Origin of the sequence: Paraburkholderia sp. (assembly GCF_049581445.1) — a bacterium.
In the GTDB taxonomy this organism is placed as follows: domain Bacteria; phylum Pseudomonadota; class Gammaproteobacteria; order Burkholderiales; family Burkholderiaceae; genus Paraburkholderia.
Window position 1 is genome coordinate 32,478 of the sequence record NZ_JBAURZ010000113.1, and the last position, 16,065, is coordinate 48,542.

Consider the following 16,065-nt stretch of genomic DNA (forward strand, 5'->3'; position numbering starts at 1 on the left):
TTCTCCATGCAACCAAAAAAGGCCGCGGCGCGTATGCGGGGTTGGGCTGTACTGGTACCGCAGAAATGTCGAAGAGCCTTCGCGCAAGCTGACCTCGTGTCGCGCGGCTTCGAAAGGTTTATGAAAGCGATGCGATTGGTTCGCGATTGTCTAACAACACGCCACGCCGCCGGACCTCTCTGCGTCTTCGTTTCGCCTCAAATCATCTAATCGTGCGCTGGCCGCCCGACCCAATTGGCACTGTTGCTTCTTGCTAACAAAGTTTAGTGAATTTTTTTTATTTCTATCTAACAAATTTAGAAATATGTATCGTACGTTGCTTACAACTTGCAACACTTTGTGAGGGTGTTTGTAGGGAATACCCTAGGCGGAGGTTAGCAGGCAGTGCGAGATCTCGGGGTACTGCGTGTTTCGACAGGCAAGTGACCGGTCGGACGTCTGGGGCCATCACTAAATACACCGATAACTGTATAGCTCAATATTTATAAATTAGTAGTACTACACTAAATCGCAAAAAATATCGGCTTCGGTGTATCTGTGCTTCGCATGCCTAAATGGTTGGCTTGGCGTGGAGGCGCTCGCGAGCAGCGTTTGACAGAATGCGGCGCATCGACGCCGTGAATCGCGGGCAGCGGTCCATAAAACCGCTCCTCGCATAACAACGTGTGGCCTTACTGACAAGTGTGAGGGGTAAGATGAAGCAAAGGGCATTGGCGCTGGCCATCAGAAAAATAATCTGGGCCGAACTAGCGTTGTCAACTGCGATCGCCATTCCGGCTTTCGCGCAAAGCCAGCCGGCGACGCCACCTGCTGCAGCGTCGGGCACCGCAGCAGCGGCTGCGCCGGCAGCGGCCTCAGGGACTGCGGCGACGAAGAACGTCAAGCAACTGCAGACGTTCCAGGTGACCGGTTCACTGATCCGTCAGGCCGACAAGACGGGTTTTCAGCAGGTTCAGGTCATCACGGCGAAGGACATCCAGCAATCGGGCCAGCAGAGCGTGTCCGATTACATGCGCAACATCTCGGCCAACTCGGCCAACAGCTGGGGTGAAGCCAACGCCGACAGCTTTGCGGCTGGCGGTGCCGGTATCGCACTGCGCGGCCTGAGCGAAAAGTACACCCTCGTACTCGTCGACGGTCAACGCGCTGCGCCGTTCGCATTTGCTGTGAACGGCACCGACCAGTTCTTCGATCTGAATACGCTGCCGCTGAACATCGTCGACCGCATCGAAGTCGTCAAGACCGGTGCCGTGTCGCAGTACGGCTCGGACGCTATCGCGGGCGTGGTCAACATCATCACCAAGCATAACTACCAGGGACTGGAACTCGACGGCAGCTACGGCGGCGCGACGCAAGGCGGCTCGGGTACGACGAAGTTCGGCATTCTCGGTGGCTTCGGCAATCTGGCGTCGGACGGTTTCAACGTCACGGCGACCGCAAGCTACTACAAGGACAACGGCTTCACGGTCGCTGACCGTGACACCACCGAAAATCAGGACTACACCGGCCGCACGGCTGGCGGCAGCATCCAGACGCCGTCGTACCTGCTGAACCCGACCTCGGGTCTCGCCACGCCGTACGGCTGCGCGCCGGGCGCTTCGGTGCCGGCTGGCAACAGCATCATCGCGTCGCAAGTCAGCAATGGTGCGATCACGGGCGGTAACGTCTGTCTGAAGAACACGGCGGAAGACTACTCGATTGGTCCGATGACCGAGCGGTTCAGCACCAAGGTCCACGCCGACTTCAAGATTAACGACCAGACGACGGCTTACGCCGACTTGTGGGAAAGCAACAACACGACGACCGTGAATAACGGCCCCGTGTTCATTGGCAACGCCCTCCAGTACAACCCTGCCACCAAGAGCGTCACGCCTTTTACGCCGATCTTGCCGGCCGGCAATCCGTACAACCCGACCGGGATCGACCAGGAACTGTTCAGCTACCTGCCGACCACCTATAACTCGACGACGGACGCGAACTTCTGGCGCGGAGCAATGGGCGTGAAGGGCAGCTTTGCGACGGGTAAGGAAGACTGGGACTGGAACCTCGCGTACACCCACTCGATGAGCACCGTGAGCAACACCTACGGTGGCTATATCAACCCGAACGGCTTGAGCGCGGCGCTGGCGAACGGTACGTATAACTTCGCGAATCCGTCCGCAACGCCGGGTGGCCTCGATAGTATCGTGACGACGGCGAACAACCTCGGTATTTCGAAGCTTGACGCTGTAGACGCAACGCTGGCGACGCCGAACCTGTTCCACATCCCGACCGGTGACGTCGGCCTGGGTCTCGGTTCGCAGTTCCTGCACGAAAGCGAACTGATCGAGCAGGGTGGCAACACGATGGCGGGCGACGTGCTGAACCCCAACCTGCAGTCGGTTGAAGGTGAGCGTAACGTTGCGGCCGTGTACTACCAGATCGACGTTCCGCTGATCGACAAGATGTTGACGTTCAGCCAGTCGGGCCGCTACGACCACTACAGCGACTTCGGCGGTGCATTCTCGCCGCGTTTCGCCCTGCGTTTCCAGCCGATCCAGCAGTTCACGACGTACGCTTCGTATAACCGTGGCTTCCGTGCACCGGAATTCCTCGAGAACACGAACTCGTCGAACATCGGCATCATGCCGATCGGTCCGAACGGCCAGGACGAAAACGTCATCACCGAAGGCAATCCGAATCTGCAGCCGGAAAAGACGAAGAACTACAACATCGGCTTCGAACTGTCGCCGACGCGTACGACTGACGTAGGCTTCGACTGGTACAAGATTCACGTCGACAACGCGATTGGCACGCAGATCAATCCGGCCGGCACAGTCTACAACGCGGACGGTTCGATCGCCTACATGGTCAACTCGTACGAGAACCTGGGCTCGTTCGACACGGATGGCTTCGAGACAACGTTCTCGCAGTCCCTGCCGACCAAGTACGGTACGTTCAGGCTGTCGGCTGACTGGGCCTATGTGTGGCACTTCAAGATGGACGGGATTGGCGGTCTGTCCTCGACGGTCGACGGTGCGGGTAATAACCTGACCATCGCGCAGCCGTTTGGCGGTTCGTTCCCGCGCTGGAGGGGCAATACGGATCTGGCATGGAATTTCCATCAGTGGACTGCCGACCTCGCATGGCAATACACCGGACCCTACTCTGACGCACTGGGCATCGCCTACTCCACCGCGTCGTACAGCCAGTTCAACCTGAACGTTACCTACACCGGCTTCAAGCACTGGACGATTTACGGCGGCATGAACAACATCACCAACAAGGCGCCTCCGTACGATCCGATCTGGTTGAACACCACGTATCAAACCGGTTACGACCAGTCGCTGTACACGTACACCGGCCGTTACCTGCAGATCGGCGCGACATACAAGTTCTAATGCGCAATAAGGTGACTTAAAGGTTCTTACTTCTTCGGCCGCTCCGGGTTCCGGATTCCCCTCCTTCGTCTCCGGATCGGCCGTCTTTTTCTCAGAGTGGTAACGGGTGTCGCATCCCGTCCACGCTGCAGCCCTTTACGAGCATTGCAATCAAGCTCTTCGTTCATCTCCGTTTCCGATCGGCGAGCGTTCGTTTTGCCTGGCGTGTGGCAGCTTGACGCCGGTTGTGTTCGCGTCCCCGTCCCACTCGCGCGTCGCCTCATCGAACCTCACACGCTCCTGCCGTCCCGATGCCGGTTTCGCTCGCCGTTTCGATCGTTATCGCACCGCGTAAAACATATCCGCGAAACGGCTATAGTTTCCCCACGTGATATCAACCACGGGGAAAATAGAAATGGAGAAAGAGTCCGGGCATTCGCCGACACCACCGCTGGTCGTCAATATTGACGGCGTCGAGGAAGTCGAGCAGATGGAGGGCGATCATTGGGGAAGTGCATGGAAGCCCCTTACTCCCGCCCTCGACGCTAGCCCGGGTCGCCTCGGCGCCAATCTGTCGCGTGTGCCTCCCGGCAGAACCGCGTGTCCGTTCCATACCCATGCACGAGAGGACGAGGTTTTCTTTGTGCTGTCGGGCCGAGGCATCTTTCGCCACGGCGACACAGTGCAGGAAATTCGGGCGGGCGACTGCATCTCGTGCCCGGCCGGTACCGGCGTCGCTCACCAACTGGCGAATCCATTCGACGTGGACCTTGTGTACTTTGCGGTCGGACTGAATGATCCGCACGAGGTCTGCACCTATCCGGATAGCGGCAAGGTGATGATCCGCAGCCTGAAGACTGTCGGTCGGCTGGCGCAGGTGCCGTATATGGACGGAGAGGCGAGCAGGCCAAAAGTGCTGGATCTGGCTCGATCATTCATCGTTGCAGCCAAAGGCACCTCGCGGGATGACCACAAGTAGACGGTCGCAATAACGAGTGGAGACTGGCTGAACAATCTGAAATCCGCGACTAACAAATTGGCTCGCCTGAAGTCCAGCGCCGAAAAAGAAAAAGCCCGCTCAGAGGCGGGCTGAATCCATATCAATGGAGACATGGAGGAGACAGTGGTTAGTATAAACCCGAATGCGTAAAACGCAACCATCCTTTTGACGGTTTATAACTAGGCGCGCTTCCTCGCGACCGGCTCGAACGGCAAGCCAGCCTGAAAGCGGTCCAGCCTGTCGCTGGCCTCGGTGATCGCCCACAATGGCGCTTTCTGCAGCTGGCGGTCGTAGATCGCCACGATTTCAGCAAACGAGCTAAATCCGGCCGGCTCGAATATCCATTCGCCGCTGGCGCGCCCCCGCTCGAAACACGCGGCAATCAGCGCGTCGGCCCGGCGAAGTGCATCCGGCGCGAGTGCCCCATAACCCGATTCGGTCAGAAACGATACGAGGATCATGGTCTGCGTCAGCGTCTGGGCGTCCCGGACGTTGCCTTTGCCGCGTCGCAGGCTGTCCAGCGCAAGGTGGACCTGCAAGGCGAGCTCATCTGCGGTAGCGCGCGGCAGCGGCAGCAGCATGGCCTTCGCCGCCCGGGCGCTGGCTGCTTGCGTGTTACGTGGAAACGGTATGGTTTTGGCCATTGGGTGGTAAGTAAGTGCGGTTGACGCGGTTGGCAAATGCGATAACGGCACCACAGGGAAAAGGTTGAGCCCCTACGCATCGCGACCGCCTCAGCGTGGGCCGACCGCATCGGCCGCGGGCTGTACTGCGCCGCGTCGGGCACGTGTGCCGAATGAATACGACAGCACCGCCGAAACGAACAGGGTAGCGCTGACGAAATACAGCCCGAGCGAGTAGTCACCGCTGACATCGCGCAGCTTGCCGATCACCATCGGGCCGATCGTGCCGCCGATCAGACTGCCCATCGCGTTGATCAACGCAATGCCAGCAGCGGCGGCGGAGCCGGACAGGAACTGCGTCGGCATGCTCCACAGCGGCGGCTTGGCGGCATTGATGCCGAAGTTTGCGATCGACAGTCCGATGATCAGCATGATTGCGTGGCTCGCGTGTCCGGACATCAGCATCCCGATACCGGCCGCGAGACACGCAATCGCAACGTGCAGTCGGCGTTCGTTGAAGCGATCCGAATTGCGTGCCCACAGCACCATGGTGACCACTGCGAACAGATTTGGGATCGCGTTCACAAGGCCCAGTTCGAAGTAGCTGAAGCCGAACCGGTGGATGATCATCGGCGCCCAGATGCCGATCGCATACAACCCGGTCGACGTTCCCGCATATACGAGCGCAAGCAGCAGCACGCGTGGATCTTTGACTGCGTCCCAGATACTGGACATGCTCTGTGCGGCCTTCGACTCGCGTTCGCGCTGCAGCTCGCCACTCAGGCACTGCCGCTCGGCGGGCGCAAGCCATTGCGCGTCCTCGGGCCGATCGGTCAGGTAGAAGAACGACACGATCCCGAGCAGAACAGTCGGCGCGCCTTCAACGAGGAACAGCCACTGCCAGCCGTGCAGGTGCGCGACGCCGTTCAGGCTCATCAACGCGCCGGAAATCGGCGAGCCGATCATGTTCGACAACGGCGCCGCCGTCATGAACATCGCAGTGACGAACGCCCGATGGCGTGCCGGAAACCAGTAGCTCAGGTACAGGATGATGCCGGGAAAGAAGCCCGCTTCAGCCAGACCGAGCACGAGGCGTAGCGTGTAGAAGCTCAACGGCCCGCTGACGAACGCGGTCGCTGCGGAAAGCACTCCCCACACGACCATCAGCAGGGCGATCCAGCGGCGCGCGCCGACGCGCTGCAGCGCGAGGTTCGACGGCATTCCCGCAGCGATATAGCCGACGAAGAAAATCCCCGCGCCGACGCCGAACATGGCCTGCGTAAGCCCGATGTCATGATTCATCGTGAGGCCCGCGAAGCCGACGTTCACGCGATTCAGGAAGCTGAGGAAGTACAGGATGATGATGAATGGCGTGATACGCCGGGAGATCTTTCGGACGACGCTGGTCTCCAGCGCGGCATCGTCCTGTGGATGGACTGCGGCAATGCTCATGAGTGTCTCCTTCGATCGCGCCTGGCGCCGGGCAACTAGCAGCGCCTCCCAGCATGCTTACGTCCGTCGCTGCTGCGCGGGCAGATCAATCCGGCACCACGGCTGCGTCGTCCAGTGACGCGCCTCGAAGGCGTCGATCGCCTCCTTTTGGCGCAGTGTCATGCCGATCATGTCGAGCCCTTCCACCAGCATCTGCTTCTGGCGCGCCGGCAGCGAGAACGGCAAACACCGGCCCGACGGCGTCAGCACGACTTCGTTTTCGACGTCGATCGACAGTCGCTTGTCGCTGCCGTCGCCGATCTCGGCGACCAGCGCCTCGATTTGCCCGGGCGGCAATGTGACGAGCAGCAGCCGGTTGTTCACCGAGTTGAAGTAGAAGATCTCGCCGTAACTCGGCGCGATCACCGCCTCGAAGCCGGCCTGCTGCAGGCCCCAAACCGCATGCTCGCGGCTCGACCCGCAGCCTAAGTTCGAGCCGCCGAGCAGGATCTTCGCGCCACGATATTCGGGGCGATTCAGTACGAACTGGTCACGCGCATAGCCGTTGGCATCAAAGCGCAGGTCATACATCAGCCCACGTGCGAGCCCCGCTTTGTCGATGCCGAGTAGAAACTGCTTCGGCATGATCTGGTCGGTATCGAGGTTATTGACGGGCAGCGGCGCGGCGATGCCCGCTATTACGAATGGCTTAGCCATGAGTCAGCTCCTTGCGAACGTCGACGATGCGACCCGCAATCGCGGCGGCGGCGGCCATCGCGGGGCTCATCAGATGAGTTTTGCTATCGCGCCCCTGGCGCCCTTCGAAATTGCGGTTCGTCGTCGATGCGCAGCGCTCGCCCGGTGCGAGCACGTCGTCGTTCATCGCGAGGCACATCGAGCAGCCGGGTTGCCGCCATTCGAATCCTGCGTCGATCAGCACCTGCGCGATGCCCTCCCGTTCCGCCTGGTCGCGCACCATGCCCGATCCTGGCACGACCATCGCGCGCACGGTCGACGCCACCTTGCGGCCACGCACGACCTGAGCGACTGCGCGTAGATCTTCGATCCGCGCATTCGTACACGAGCCGATAAACACGTGGTCGATCGGCGTGCCTTCGATCGGCGTGCCGGACTGCAAACCAACGTAATCAAGCGCCTTGCGCATCGTCGTGCGCTCGCAGTGGGAAATCGGCGGTCACATCGAGCGTGGAGAACTGATGCCGCTGCTTCTCAAGTGGGCGTTGCCGAACGCCGATATTCACGCGATCTATCTCGAGCGGAACAGGCTGTCCGCCAAGCTGCGCACGTTCGTCGATTTTCTAGGCGATTACTTGCGAAATGCGTTAGACCGCGATTCTTGACGCACTTCCGGGACGTAGATAAAGTGGGTTCGCGCTGTAGGGCGCATCGGCCTCAAGTGTCGGACGGGCCATGCGCGCCTGACCTTCGAGAGTGGGGAGACGCTTCAAAAATAGGTGCAATCCATGGCTGGCATTGATTCTAAACCGTCCTCCCGCCCCCTTCTGAGCGATGTACCCAAAGTCAATATGCCGACGTCGGCGGCGCTGGTGGTAGCCGCCGATACCGATATCCAGGAAGTGGTCAGCCTGATGAATCTCGCCTATCGCGGATCGGACAATGACTCAGCGGGATGGAGCACCCGTGAAAAATATCTTACCGGTGATCGGACCTCGGAAAAGTCCCTGCGGGATGATTTGAGTGCAAAGCCGCATGCCTCTTTGCTGATCTGGCGCGAAGCAGGTGAACCCGGGCTCAAGGGCAGCGTGTGGATCGAGCCGCTCGACGACGATAACTGGTACCTCGGCTCGCTTGCCGTGAATCCCGAGAGTCAAAATAGCGGCCTTGGCAAAACGCTGCTTTCGCTCGCCGAAGACTGGATACGTGAGCGAGGCGGGCGGCGCGTCAATATGACAGTCATAAATGTTCGCGAGACGCTTATAGGTTGGTACGGGCGCCGGGGCTATCACGACACGGGTGAGCGTGAGCCATTCCCGTACGGGGATAACCGCTTCGGAGTACCACAACGTGAGGATCTTTGCTTTGTGAAGCTGGCGAAGGATTTGGCATAGGCGAGCGGGGCAGGGTCAGGCGGTGCGGTTCATGCGTCCCGATAAAAAGCAAAGGCACCATGACCCCGACGCATCGGTCCGTGTCCTGACAGCTTCCGGCTTGCAAGGCGACGCGCGCGAACGCGACGTGTTTTGGCTGACTGGGGCATACTTGCTCTGCACCACGCCAACGCCTCCAGCCAGGATTCTGCCCATGAAGACTCTTTATCTACTGACTTTTTGCGCTTCGTTGTTCTCGTTCAGCGATGTGGCGTGCGCACAAGTCGACCAATCTCAGCCGCAGCTTCTGATCAAGACCGCGACGCAGCAGATACTCGACGAGGTGCGAACCAAGGCGATCGCGCCAGACGATTTTGCCCGCATCATGGATATCGTGAACCGGGACATTGTTCCCTACACCGATTTTCGTCGTACCACGTCGCTGGCGATGGGACACTACTGGCGCACGGCTACACCCGAGCAGCAGCAGAAACTGGTCGACCAGTTCAAGATGCTCCTGATCTACACCTATTCGGGTGCCATCGCTCAGCTCAATCCTGACCAACGTATCGAGTACCCGCCGATCCACATTGCCCCAACCGATACTGACGTGGCGGTGCGCACGATTTCGACCAGGAACGGCGAGCCGGCTGAGATTGACTACCGGTTGTACAGCACACCGCAGGGCTGGCGCCTGTATGACCTGAATGTGCTCGGGGTCTGGCTCATTCAGACCTATCGGCAGCAGTTCAGCGACAAGATCCAGGAAAGCGGCGTGGACGGACTGATCAAGTTTCTCAATGACCGCAACCAGCAGCTCGCTTCGGGCAAGCAGTAGGCCTGTCAGTCAGCGAGGGTCCTGAGATCGCTACAAGGAACGACTACTCTTGAGCGGCCAGCTTGTCCTGCGTACTGGTTTCGAAGTCAGTGGCGGCATGGCGTTCATGCAACTGATCTGAAAGCTCGCCAAACGAGCGATTGACCATGCGCCCGCGCCGCACGGCCGGGCGCTTGCCGATCATCTCGGCCCAACGCTGGACATGCGCATACTCCTGCACCGACAGGAATTCAGCCGACTCGTAGAGCCAGCCCTTCGCCAGGCCACCATACCAAGGCCAGATGGCCATATCGGCGATGGTGTATTCATTCCCCGCTATGAATTCGTTATCGGCGAGTTGCTTGTCGAGAACGTCGAGTTGGCGCTTCACTTCCATGGCGAAGCGGTCAATCGCATATTCGATTTTGCTCGGGGCGTACGCATAGAAGTGGCCGAAACCGCCACCGAGGTAAGGTGCACTTCCCATCTGCCAGAACAGCCATGACAGGCACTCGGCGCGCGCGCTGGCCTCGGTCGGCAAAAATGCGCCGAACTTTTCGGCGAGGTAAAGCAGGATCGAGGCGGACTCAAACACCCGGATTAGCTTCGGGCCGCTGCGATCCAGCAGCGCGGGAATCTTGGAGTTCGGATTCACGCTCACGAAGCCGCTGCCGAACTGGTCACCTTCGCCAATCCTGATCAGCCATGCGTCATATTCCGCGCCGCTGTGGCCAAGTGCCAGCAGTTCTTCGAGCATCACCGTGACCTTCACGCCGTTGGGTGTTGCCAACGAATAAAGCTGAAGGGGATGCTGGCCGACCGGCAACTCCTTGTCGTGTGTCGGCCCCGAGATGGGGCGGTTGATGTTTGCAAATCGGCCGCCGTTGTCCTTGTTCCAGGTCCAGACTGTCGGCGGAGAATATTCGTCAGCGCTCATTCGTAAAGCTCCTTGCATCCTTGAATCGTGGGGATAGGTGTCTGCAAGTGAGATTAACAAATAGATGAAAAACGTGCTGGCGAGCGTTCAAAGACGCGATATGGATCGAACGTTAACGGATGGGCGCACCCGCTCCGAAGCACTAACGAGGATGCTCAGTAGTGAATGGTCAATGGCTCGGAATAATTCTGCGTCAGCGAGTAGGTTTTTACGGGGCTCCATGCCATTGTCGTATAGACCGGTGGAACGCTGGAGTTGACACCATAGGTGGTGCAGGCTCCGGCTAATCCCGCTGACTGGATCGTCAGGTTCGCCGAAGGCGCGTCGGGCGCAATGTACAACGTTGCGGTGGCACCCTGCCTTACCACCGTCGACGGCCTCAATATTGCCGGTGCCGGCGCGTTGGTCGCTTCAATGACTGTGGAGCCACTGCAATCCGTCGATGTAAACAAGCCTCCCTGATCGGTCCAGATGTATTGCGAGGCAGAGAACTGGAGATTGGCGGTAGCGGACCGCGAGATCGCAGCGAAAGTAAAGATCCCGCTCACGTTCAGCACAACGCCTTCTGTACTGCCGGCCGAGGTCAGCACGCCGACAATTTTTCCTTTGCTATCGAACACCTTCAGGATGTGCCCAGGCCTTGGGTCGCCGTTTTCATTGCCGGCCCACGGGCTGCCGTCGCCGCCGTACGACAATGACGTGACGCCCGCAGCGAGCAAAGCGACCACCAGAAATTTGCTCATTTCAAGTCTCCTTTGACGGCGACACGCTCAATAATGAATCGATAGCGGCTCAGGGTAATTCTGCGTCAGCGAGTAGCTGCTTTCAGGCGTCCACCCCTCTCCCGTAATGTACGGTGGCAAGGTAGAGCCGCTCAGGCATTGGCCGGATGAATAAAGCGACATGGCTGTCGTGATGGTCGTTGAATAGGTGTCGGGAGCGATGTATGCGGTGGCGTCATTGCCCTGCCGGATCACGGTGGAAGGCCTCAAGGTTCCGAGGACATCGCCGACGATGATAGGCGGCCCGCTGCAGTCAGAACTGGGGAAGATGGACGAGTAGGTGCCCGACCACCATTCGTACTGCGACGCAAGGAATTGCCCTGCGCTGTTGGTCACCCGTTCAACCGGAATGAACGTGGTGACTCCGTTGATACTGAGAATCACGCCGTCTATCGTGCCGAGCGAGAGCACCGGCCCTATACGCTTTCCATGACTGTCGAACGCATACAGCACGTGATGATCGTATGGCCCACCGGGATGTCCACCATCGAAGGGCGCGCTGTCGTCCCCATACGAAAGTGACGTTGCACCCAAAGCGAGCAAAACCGCGACAAGCGATTTGCGCATTTCAACTCTCCTTTATCGACGATGTGCTGAAACCACTCAAGCGCATCGGCGCTCTCACTGACATAAGGCGCTTTACCGATGCGCGCTCAGTAATGAATGGTTAGCGGCTCTGGATAATTCTGCGTGAGCGGATAGATGCTTCCGACACCCCAGGTCGGCTCCGAAAAAGCCTGAACGCCAGACACACCCGTGGTTATGCATTGGGTACCGTTCAGATACGATCCCACCGTGGCCATGGACGTCGAAGTGTCCGGTGCGATATATGCCGTCGCGTCGGCACCGCTTCTAATGACTATCACGGGCCTCAAAGCCGAGGAATTGGTGTTCACCATGGGCGGCGGACTGCAGTTACTCGTAACGAACTGGACATTCGATGATTGCGCCCACTGGTATTGGGAGGCCGAATAGTGTCCTGCGCTGTTGGATACCCGTTGAATCGGAACCAGAACGTTAGCACCGCTGACATTGAGAATGACGCCGGTCGACAAGTCGGTCGAGAATACCGGGCCGACGCTTTTTCCGCGACTGTCGAATACCTGCAGGACGGGATAGCCGCCGCGCGCGTCGGTGTTCCCACCTCCGGAGCGTATGTCATCGGCGGCGCCATATGACATTGACGCTACGCTTAAAGTGAGTAAAGCAGACACAAACAGTTTGCGCATTTCTAGTCTCCTCTGTCACTCGCGCGGTCGGCGGACCCACGCAAATACAGCCCTCGGCTCACAGGAAGGGATCGCCGCGCGACATGGAATGCGGCGGCACAGCGAACGAAGATACGAAAAGAGAAAGGCGGTCGCCGCTTACGGCGCGATTGGTACGGCCACTCGATTTGCTTACAGATCGTGCGTCGTGAAGACGCCGAGTGCTGAGTCGAGCGCGTTGTGCCAGATGATGTGAGGATAGGTGCTGAATCTGCGCTATACAAGGCGCTCCAGGGTAGGTCCCGAGGGAGCGGCTTAACCCGCGATCGCTGAGCCCGGCTCAGCCTGCTTCACGCGGGTCAGGTGAAACGTTCGGCGCACTTCGAAGCCAAGACGTTCATATAACGTAATCGCAGAGCGATTGCTGCTGAACACATGCAAAAACGGCGTCTCGTCTCGCTGCACGATTTCTCTGTGCAGGATCTTCATGAGCCTGCCAGCGAGGCCCTTTCCGCGCCAGTCGTCGTCGACGCAAACCGCGCTGATTTCTACGTATCCGTCGATGCACATCCTTTCACCGGCCATCGCAATGAGACGTCCCTGATCGCGAATCCCAATGTAGTTGCCCATCTCGCGAGTACGCTTGCCGAAGGGGCCGGGTTTGGTCTTCTCGACCAGATCGAGCATGTCTTGCGTATCGGCGCTACCCAAACGGATCACGTCCCGATCGTCGATGCTGCCGCCTTCATGATGCGTGGCGATCATTTGATGAAGCATGCCGATCTGCATCGGGTGCAGTGCATCGATTAAAACCAGCGGTTCTGCGGAAAGCAGCGCAACCTGTTCATCAGGTTTCAGAAGCTGGTGAAGTGCTTCGTAGGCCGCGGGTGTTTCGGATGCCAGCGCGGCAAAGGGCGCTACATCGGAATGGTATCGACGGGCAAGCGCGTCGCCATTTCCCAGATGCGCTTGTCGGGTGGTGAGCGCCGTCCAGATCGGGCGGTCGAGGTCAATGGGTGATGAACGGCTCATACATTCCTCTCGTGAAAATGCAGCTTCGTGCCAGCGGATTGAAGGTTCGGCCAGTGTATCGGCACGACCGGATTGCCTTGCAGTGTAGACGTTGGTTGTGGATAGGGCTATAGTCGTAAATGACATTATTGTTATCATTCACGACATGAAACTGTGCGTGCTCGCGCTCGACGGAGCCTTCGACACTGGTCTGACGGTGCTGCTGGATACCTTTGCGACGGCCAATGTACTGGCCGCGCGGCAGGGGTTCGCCGCAGCGCCGTTCGACGTCCGGCTCGTCGGGGTGCGCAGACGCATCCGCACAGCGCTCGGATTCTCTGCAGTGGTCGAGCCGGCAAGCAGCGTTCATCGGCCGGATTGGGTGGTGGTGCCGGCGCTGAATCTGAAGGGGCCGGAGCGGGTGATCGAGGCGCTGCAGCGCCGTGACGTACGCGAAGGGATGGCGCTACTTCGGAGCTGGAACGCGGGCGGCATCGGTGTTGCGGCAGCATGTCTCGGCACGTTCGTGCTGGCCGAAGCCGGGCTGCTGGACGATCGGGAGGCGACCACGACCTGGTCGCTGGCGCCGTTTTTCCGTCAACGCTACCCGACGGTCAAACTGGATGAATCACGCATGGTCGTCCCATCGCAACGCGTCGTGACGGCTGGATCGATGATGGGCCATCTCGATCTTGCGCTGTGGTTAATGCGCCAGGCGAGTCCAGAACTGGCGGCGCTGGTCGCCCGCTTCATGCTCGTCGACAAGCGCTCATCGCAGGCTGAATACATCATTCCTGACCATCTCGCGCACGCTGATCCGTTGATCGAACGATTTGAGCGTTGGGCTCGCGAGCGTCTTTCTCTTGGGTTCTCGCTTCAGGACGCGGCGAGCGCCCTGGCGGTCGGCCCACGCACGTTGCAGCGTCGGACTGAGGCCGTGCTGGGCAAGTCGCCACTGGCTTTCTTCCAGGACCTGCGAATCGAACGGGCACAGCACCTTGTGTCGATTGGGTACGACATCGAAACGATTGCGAGCGAAGTGGGCTATGCCGACTCGGCGACGTTGCGCACGTTGTTGCGGCGCAAGCTTGGTCGTGGGGTGCGGGAGCTGCGGGCCGAAATGCGCTAGCGTCGTGAAGATTTTCCCCCAAACAGTTGCGAAGAGACACCGGTGCGTAGCTTGGCATATGATCGTTCCCACGCATAAGCTACGTGTCCTTGTCCATGACGGAACGCGAACCAGAAGATCGCCTCGCTCGGCCACGTGCGACCAACGCACTGGTCGCGGCGATCTTCGGATCGGGGATGGCTTTTGTCGACGGCACGGTTGTCAATGTTGCGACGGCCACGCTCCAGACGAATTTCTCCGCAACTGTCTCGCAGGTGCAATGGGTCGTCGAGGCCTACGCTCTCACGCTGTCGTCCCTCCTGCTTTTAGGCGGCAGGCTTGGGGATCTCTATGGTCGCAGGCGTGTTTTCATCTGGGGCAATGTCCTGTTCGCGGCGTCCTCGCTGTTGTGCGCGATCTGCGGCTCGCTCATTGAACTCGTGCTGGCGCGAGGTGTTCAGGGCGTCGCCGCAGCGCTGTTGATTCCCGGCAGTCTGACGATCATTACCTCGGCCTATCCAGCGAGTGAGAGAGCGCGGGCCATTGGAATCTGGTCGGGTTCTACGGCCATGATGGGCGCCATTGGCCCGTTCCTGGGGGGCTGGCTGATTGACCATCTGTCGTGGCGCGTAGCTTTCTTTATGAGCCTCCCCATGGCTGCGGTCGCGGCACTATTTGCCTCCCGACTGGCGGAAAGCAAACTCATCGCGGACCGCCGGGCGCCTAACTGGACCAGTAGCGTAAGTATGGTTGCTGCCTTTGGGACGTTGACGTACGCGTTGCTCAGTGCGCAGGCTGAGCCCGGCCGTGCAATCCCCGCCGTGGTCGCGAGCATAGTCTTCTTCGTGGCGCTCGCCATGTTCGAGCGACGTGCCGCAACGCCTCTGTTTCCCACATCATTGCTGAAGTCACCTGTCTTCGTGGGGGTGAACGTTATTACGCTCTTTCTCTATGCCGCCCTATCGGGAGCGATCTACTTCCTGCCGTTGAATCTGATCCAGGTTCATCACTATGCGGCTTCCGAGGCTGGCGCAGCCCTCGCGCCGATGATCCTCACGCTCTTCGTGCTGTCCTACTGGGCCGGTGGATTGCTGGGACGGTATGGTGCGCGTCGTTCTTTGACGGTGGGCTGTTGCATCGTCAGTGTCGGATTTCTTGGTCTGTGCGTCCCCGGTACAGCGGGATCTTACTGGGAGACATTTTTTGTTCCAATGTTGATTCTCGGATTTGGCATGTCCATTTGTGTATCCCCGCTCACCACAACCGTCATGAATTCGGCCCCGGACGATCAGTTGGGCGCTGCTTCCGGGATCAACAACGCGGTTTCACGCGTGGCCGGTCTTCTCTCGGTGGCAGTGTTTGGTCTGCTTCTTTCGGTGTCCTTCAACATCCAGCTGGACAGTTCGCTTCGGTCAATGCAGCTGTCGCGCGGTGAACAGGCCGAGGTCGAGCGTCAAAGACCACTACTCGCTGCGGCGCATTACGCCAGGCCTTCCATCCAGCAGGCCACCGACGCATCGTTCGTCGGTTCGTTCCGGGTTCTTATGGCATGCTCGGCAGGGCTGGCGCTCGTGAGTGCGGCCTGCGCGTGGTCGATGCTGAAAGCTGAACGGTCACGGTGACGTTGAATTCGGTGGATCAAGCATGCCTTCAGTCTCATTTACGGTGCGGGCTGTGTTATCCCGCGATCTAACGGAAGCCACTTAAAACCGTGTTACTC

At 59.3% G+C, this 16,065-nt stretch carries 14 protein-coding genes and 2 pseudogenes; 7 read left to right on the forward strand and 9 right to left on the reverse strand.

Annotated elements, in window-relative coordinates; genetic code table 11:
- Positions 1-695 precede the first annotated feature (695 nt).
- Both WCA85_RS10205 and WCA85_RS10210 read left to right on the forward strand, forming a co-directional pair.
- Positions 696-3,380 carry a TonB-dependent receptor gene (locus tag WCA85_RS10205; protein WP_424063406.1) on the forward strand — a complete coding sequence of 895 codons (2,685 nt, stop codon included), beginning with the start codon at positions 696-698 and terminating at the stop codon, positions 3,378-3,380.
- 394 nt (positions 3,381-3,774) lie between these two features.
- Complete coding sequence (locus tag WCA85_RS10210; RefSeq protein ID WP_424063408.1) at positions 3,775-4,338, forward strand: cupin domain-containing protein; 564 nt, start codon at positions 3,775-3,777, stop codon at positions 4,336-4,338.
- 200 nt (positions 4,339-4,538) lie between these two features.
- Here the strand turns inward: WCA85_RS10210 and WCA85_RS10215 are convergent, their stop codons facing one another.
- The 4 genes and pseudogenes from WCA85_RS10215 to WCA85_RS10230 form a co-directional block, all read right to left on the reverse strand.
- Positions 4,539-5,003, reverse strand: coding sequence for a hypothetical protein (locus WCA85_RS10215; RefSeq protein ID WP_424063409.1), 465 nt, complete (start codon positions 5,001-5,003; stop codon positions 4,539-4,541).
- A 90-nt stretch (positions 5,004-5,093) separates the two neighbouring features.
- Entirely contained in the window at positions 5,094-6,434 is a 1,341-nt protein-coding gene (locus WCA85_RS10220) for an MFS transporter (protein WP_424063411.1), read from the reverse strand.
- A 57-nt stretch (positions 6,435-6,491) separates the two neighbouring features.
- Positions 6,492-7,130, reverse strand: a complete 639-nt coding sequence (gene leuD / locus WCA85_RS10225; RefSeq protein ID WP_424063412.1) for a 3-isopropylmalate dehydratase small subunit — start codon at positions 7,128-7,130, stop codon at positions 6,492-6,494.
- Positions 7,123-7,575 (reverse strand): annotated as a pseudogene (locus WCA85_RS10230) (aconitase family protein); the annotation flags it as partial. The gene leuD and the pseudogene WCA85_RS10230, both read right to left, overlap by 8 nt.
- Before the next feature lies 1 nt (position 7,576).
- Between WCA85_RS10230 and WCA85_RS10235 the strand changes: the two are divergent.
- From WCA85_RS10235 to WCA85_RS10245, 3 genes and pseudogenes are all read left to right on the forward strand, one after another.
- Positions 7,577-7,774 (forward strand): annotated as a pseudogene (locus WCA85_RS10235) (LysR family transcriptional regulator); the annotation flags it as partial.
- Between the two features lie 123 nt (positions 7,775-7,897).
- Positions 7,898-8,503 carry a GNAT family N-acetyltransferase gene (locus WCA85_RS10240; protein WP_424063414.1) on the forward strand — a complete coding sequence of 202 codons (606 nt, stop codon included), beginning with the start codon at positions 7,898-7,900 and terminating at the stop codon, positions 8,501-8,503.
- Between the two features lie 193 nt (positions 8,504-8,696).
- Positions 8,697-9,320 carry an MlaC/ttg2D family ABC transporter substrate-binding protein gene (locus tag WCA85_RS10245; RefSeq protein WP_424063416.1) on the forward strand — a complete coding sequence of 208 codons (624 nt, stop codon included), beginning with the start codon at positions 8,697-8,699 and terminating at the stop codon, positions 9,318-9,320.
- Between the two features lie 43 nt (positions 9,321-9,363).
- On the opposite strand, the gene yghU is transcribed toward WCA85_RS10245, so the two are convergent.
- The 5 genes from yghU to WCA85_RS10270 form a co-directional block, all read right to left on the reverse strand.
- A complete protein-coding gene (yghU, locus tag WCA85_RS10250; protein ID WP_424063418.1) occupies positions 9,364-10,236 on the reverse strand; it encodes a glutathione-dependent disulfide-bond oxidoreductase in 873 nt (290 codons plus the stop codon).
- A gap of 155 nt (positions 10,237-10,391) precedes the next feature.
- On the reverse strand, positions 10,392-10,979 hold the full coding sequence (locus WCA85_RS10255; RefSeq protein ID WP_424063420.1) for a hypothetical protein: 588 nt from the start codon (positions 10,977-10,979) through the stop codon (positions 10,392-10,394).
- 27 nt (positions 10,980-11,006) lie between these two features.
- On the reverse strand, positions 11,007-11,585 hold the full coding sequence (locus WCA85_RS10260; protein ID WP_424063422.1) for a hypothetical protein: 579 nt from the start codon (positions 11,583-11,585) through the stop codon (positions 11,007-11,009).
- A gap of 86 nt (positions 11,586-11,671) precedes the next feature.
- Positions 11,672-12,247, reverse strand: a complete 576-nt coding sequence (locus WCA85_RS10265; RefSeq protein WP_424063424.1) for a hypothetical protein — start codon at positions 12,245-12,247, stop codon at positions 11,672-11,674.
- 294 nt (positions 12,248-12,541) lie between these two features.
- Entirely contained in the window at positions 12,542-13,258 is a 717-nt protein-coding gene (locus WCA85_RS10270) for a GNAT family N-acetyltransferase (RefSeq protein ID WP_424063447.1), read from the reverse strand.
- A 145-nt stretch (positions 13,259-13,403) separates the two neighbouring features.
- Here WCA85_RS10270 and WCA85_RS10275 point away from each other — a divergent pair, with 145 nt between their 5' ends.
- Together WCA85_RS10275 and WCA85_RS10280 are read left to right on the forward strand one after the other, a co-directional pair.
- Positions 13,404-14,366: a GlxA family transcriptional regulator gene (locus WCA85_RS10275; RefSeq protein ID WP_424063426.1), complete on the forward strand. Its 963-nt coding sequence runs from the start codon at positions 13,404-13,406 to the stop codon at positions 14,364-14,366.
- 95 nt (positions 14,367-14,461) lie between these two features.
- Positions 14,462-15,967 carry an MFS transporter gene (locus WCA85_RS10280; RefSeq protein ID WP_424063428.1) on the forward strand — a complete coding sequence of 502 codons (1,506 nt, stop codon included), beginning with the start codon at positions 14,462-14,464 and terminating at the stop codon, positions 15,965-15,967.
- The last annotated feature ends 98 nt before the right edge of the window (positions 15,968-16,065 follow it).

Excerpts from the sequence above, each read along its gene's own strand:
- leuD (WP_424063412.1), bottom strand. The coding sequence starts at position 7,130 with ATGGCTAAGCCATTCGTAATAGCGGGCATCGCCGCGCCGCTGCCCGTC.
- WCA85_RS10215 (WP_424063409.1), bottom strand. The coding sequence starts at position 5,003 with ATGGCCAAAACCATACCGTTTCCACGTAACACGCAAGCAGCCAGCGCC.
- WCA85_RS10270 (WP_424063447.1), bottom strand. The coding sequence starts at position 13,258 with ATGAGCCGTTCATCACCCATTGACCTCGACCGCCCGATCTGGACGGCG.
- WCA85_RS10245 (WP_424063416.1), top strand. The coding sequence starts at position 8,697 with ATGAAGACTCTTTATCTACTGACTTTTTGCGCTTCGTTGTTCTCGTTC.
- WCA85_RS10240 (WP_424063414.1), top strand. The coding sequence starts at position 7,898 with ATGGCTGGCATTGATTCTAAACCGTCCTCCCGCCCCCTTCTGAGCGAT.
- WCA85_RS10220 (WP_424063411.1), bottom strand. The coding sequence starts at position 6,434 with ATGAGCATTGCCGCAGTCCATCCACAGGACGATGCCGCGCTGGAGACC.
- WCA85_RS10265 (WP_424063424.1), bottom strand. The coding sequence starts at position 12,247 with ATGCGCAAACTGTTTGTGTCTGCTTTACTCACTTTAAGCGTAGCGTCA.
- WCA85_RS10255 (WP_424063420.1), bottom strand. The coding sequence starts at position 10,979 with ATGAGCAAATTTCTGGTGGTCGCTTTGCTCGCTGCGGGCGTCACGTCA.
- WCA85_RS10280 (WP_424063428.1), top strand. The coding sequence starts at position 14,462 with ATGACGGAACGCGAACCAGAAGATCGCCTCGCTCGGCCACGTGCGACC.
- WCA85_RS10210 (WP_424063408.1), top strand. The coding sequence starts at position 3,775 with ATGGAGAAAGAGTCCGGGCATTCGCCGACACCACCGCTGGTCGTCAAT.
- WCA85_RS10205 (WP_424063406.1), top strand. The coding sequence starts at position 696 with ATGAAGCAAAGGGCATTGGCGCTGGCCATCAGAAAAATAATCTGGGCC.
- yghU (WP_424063418.1), bottom strand. The coding sequence starts at position 10,236 with ATGAGCGCTGACGAATATTCTCCGCCGACAGTCTGGACCTGGAACAAG.
- WCA85_RS10260 (WP_424063422.1), bottom strand. The coding sequence starts at position 11,585 with ATGCGCAAATCGCTTGTCGCGGTTTTGCTCGCTTTGGGTGCAACGTCA.
- WCA85_RS10275 (WP_424063426.1), top strand. The coding sequence starts at position 13,404 with ATGAAACTGTGCGTGCTCGCGCTCGACGGAGCCTTCGACACTGGTCTG.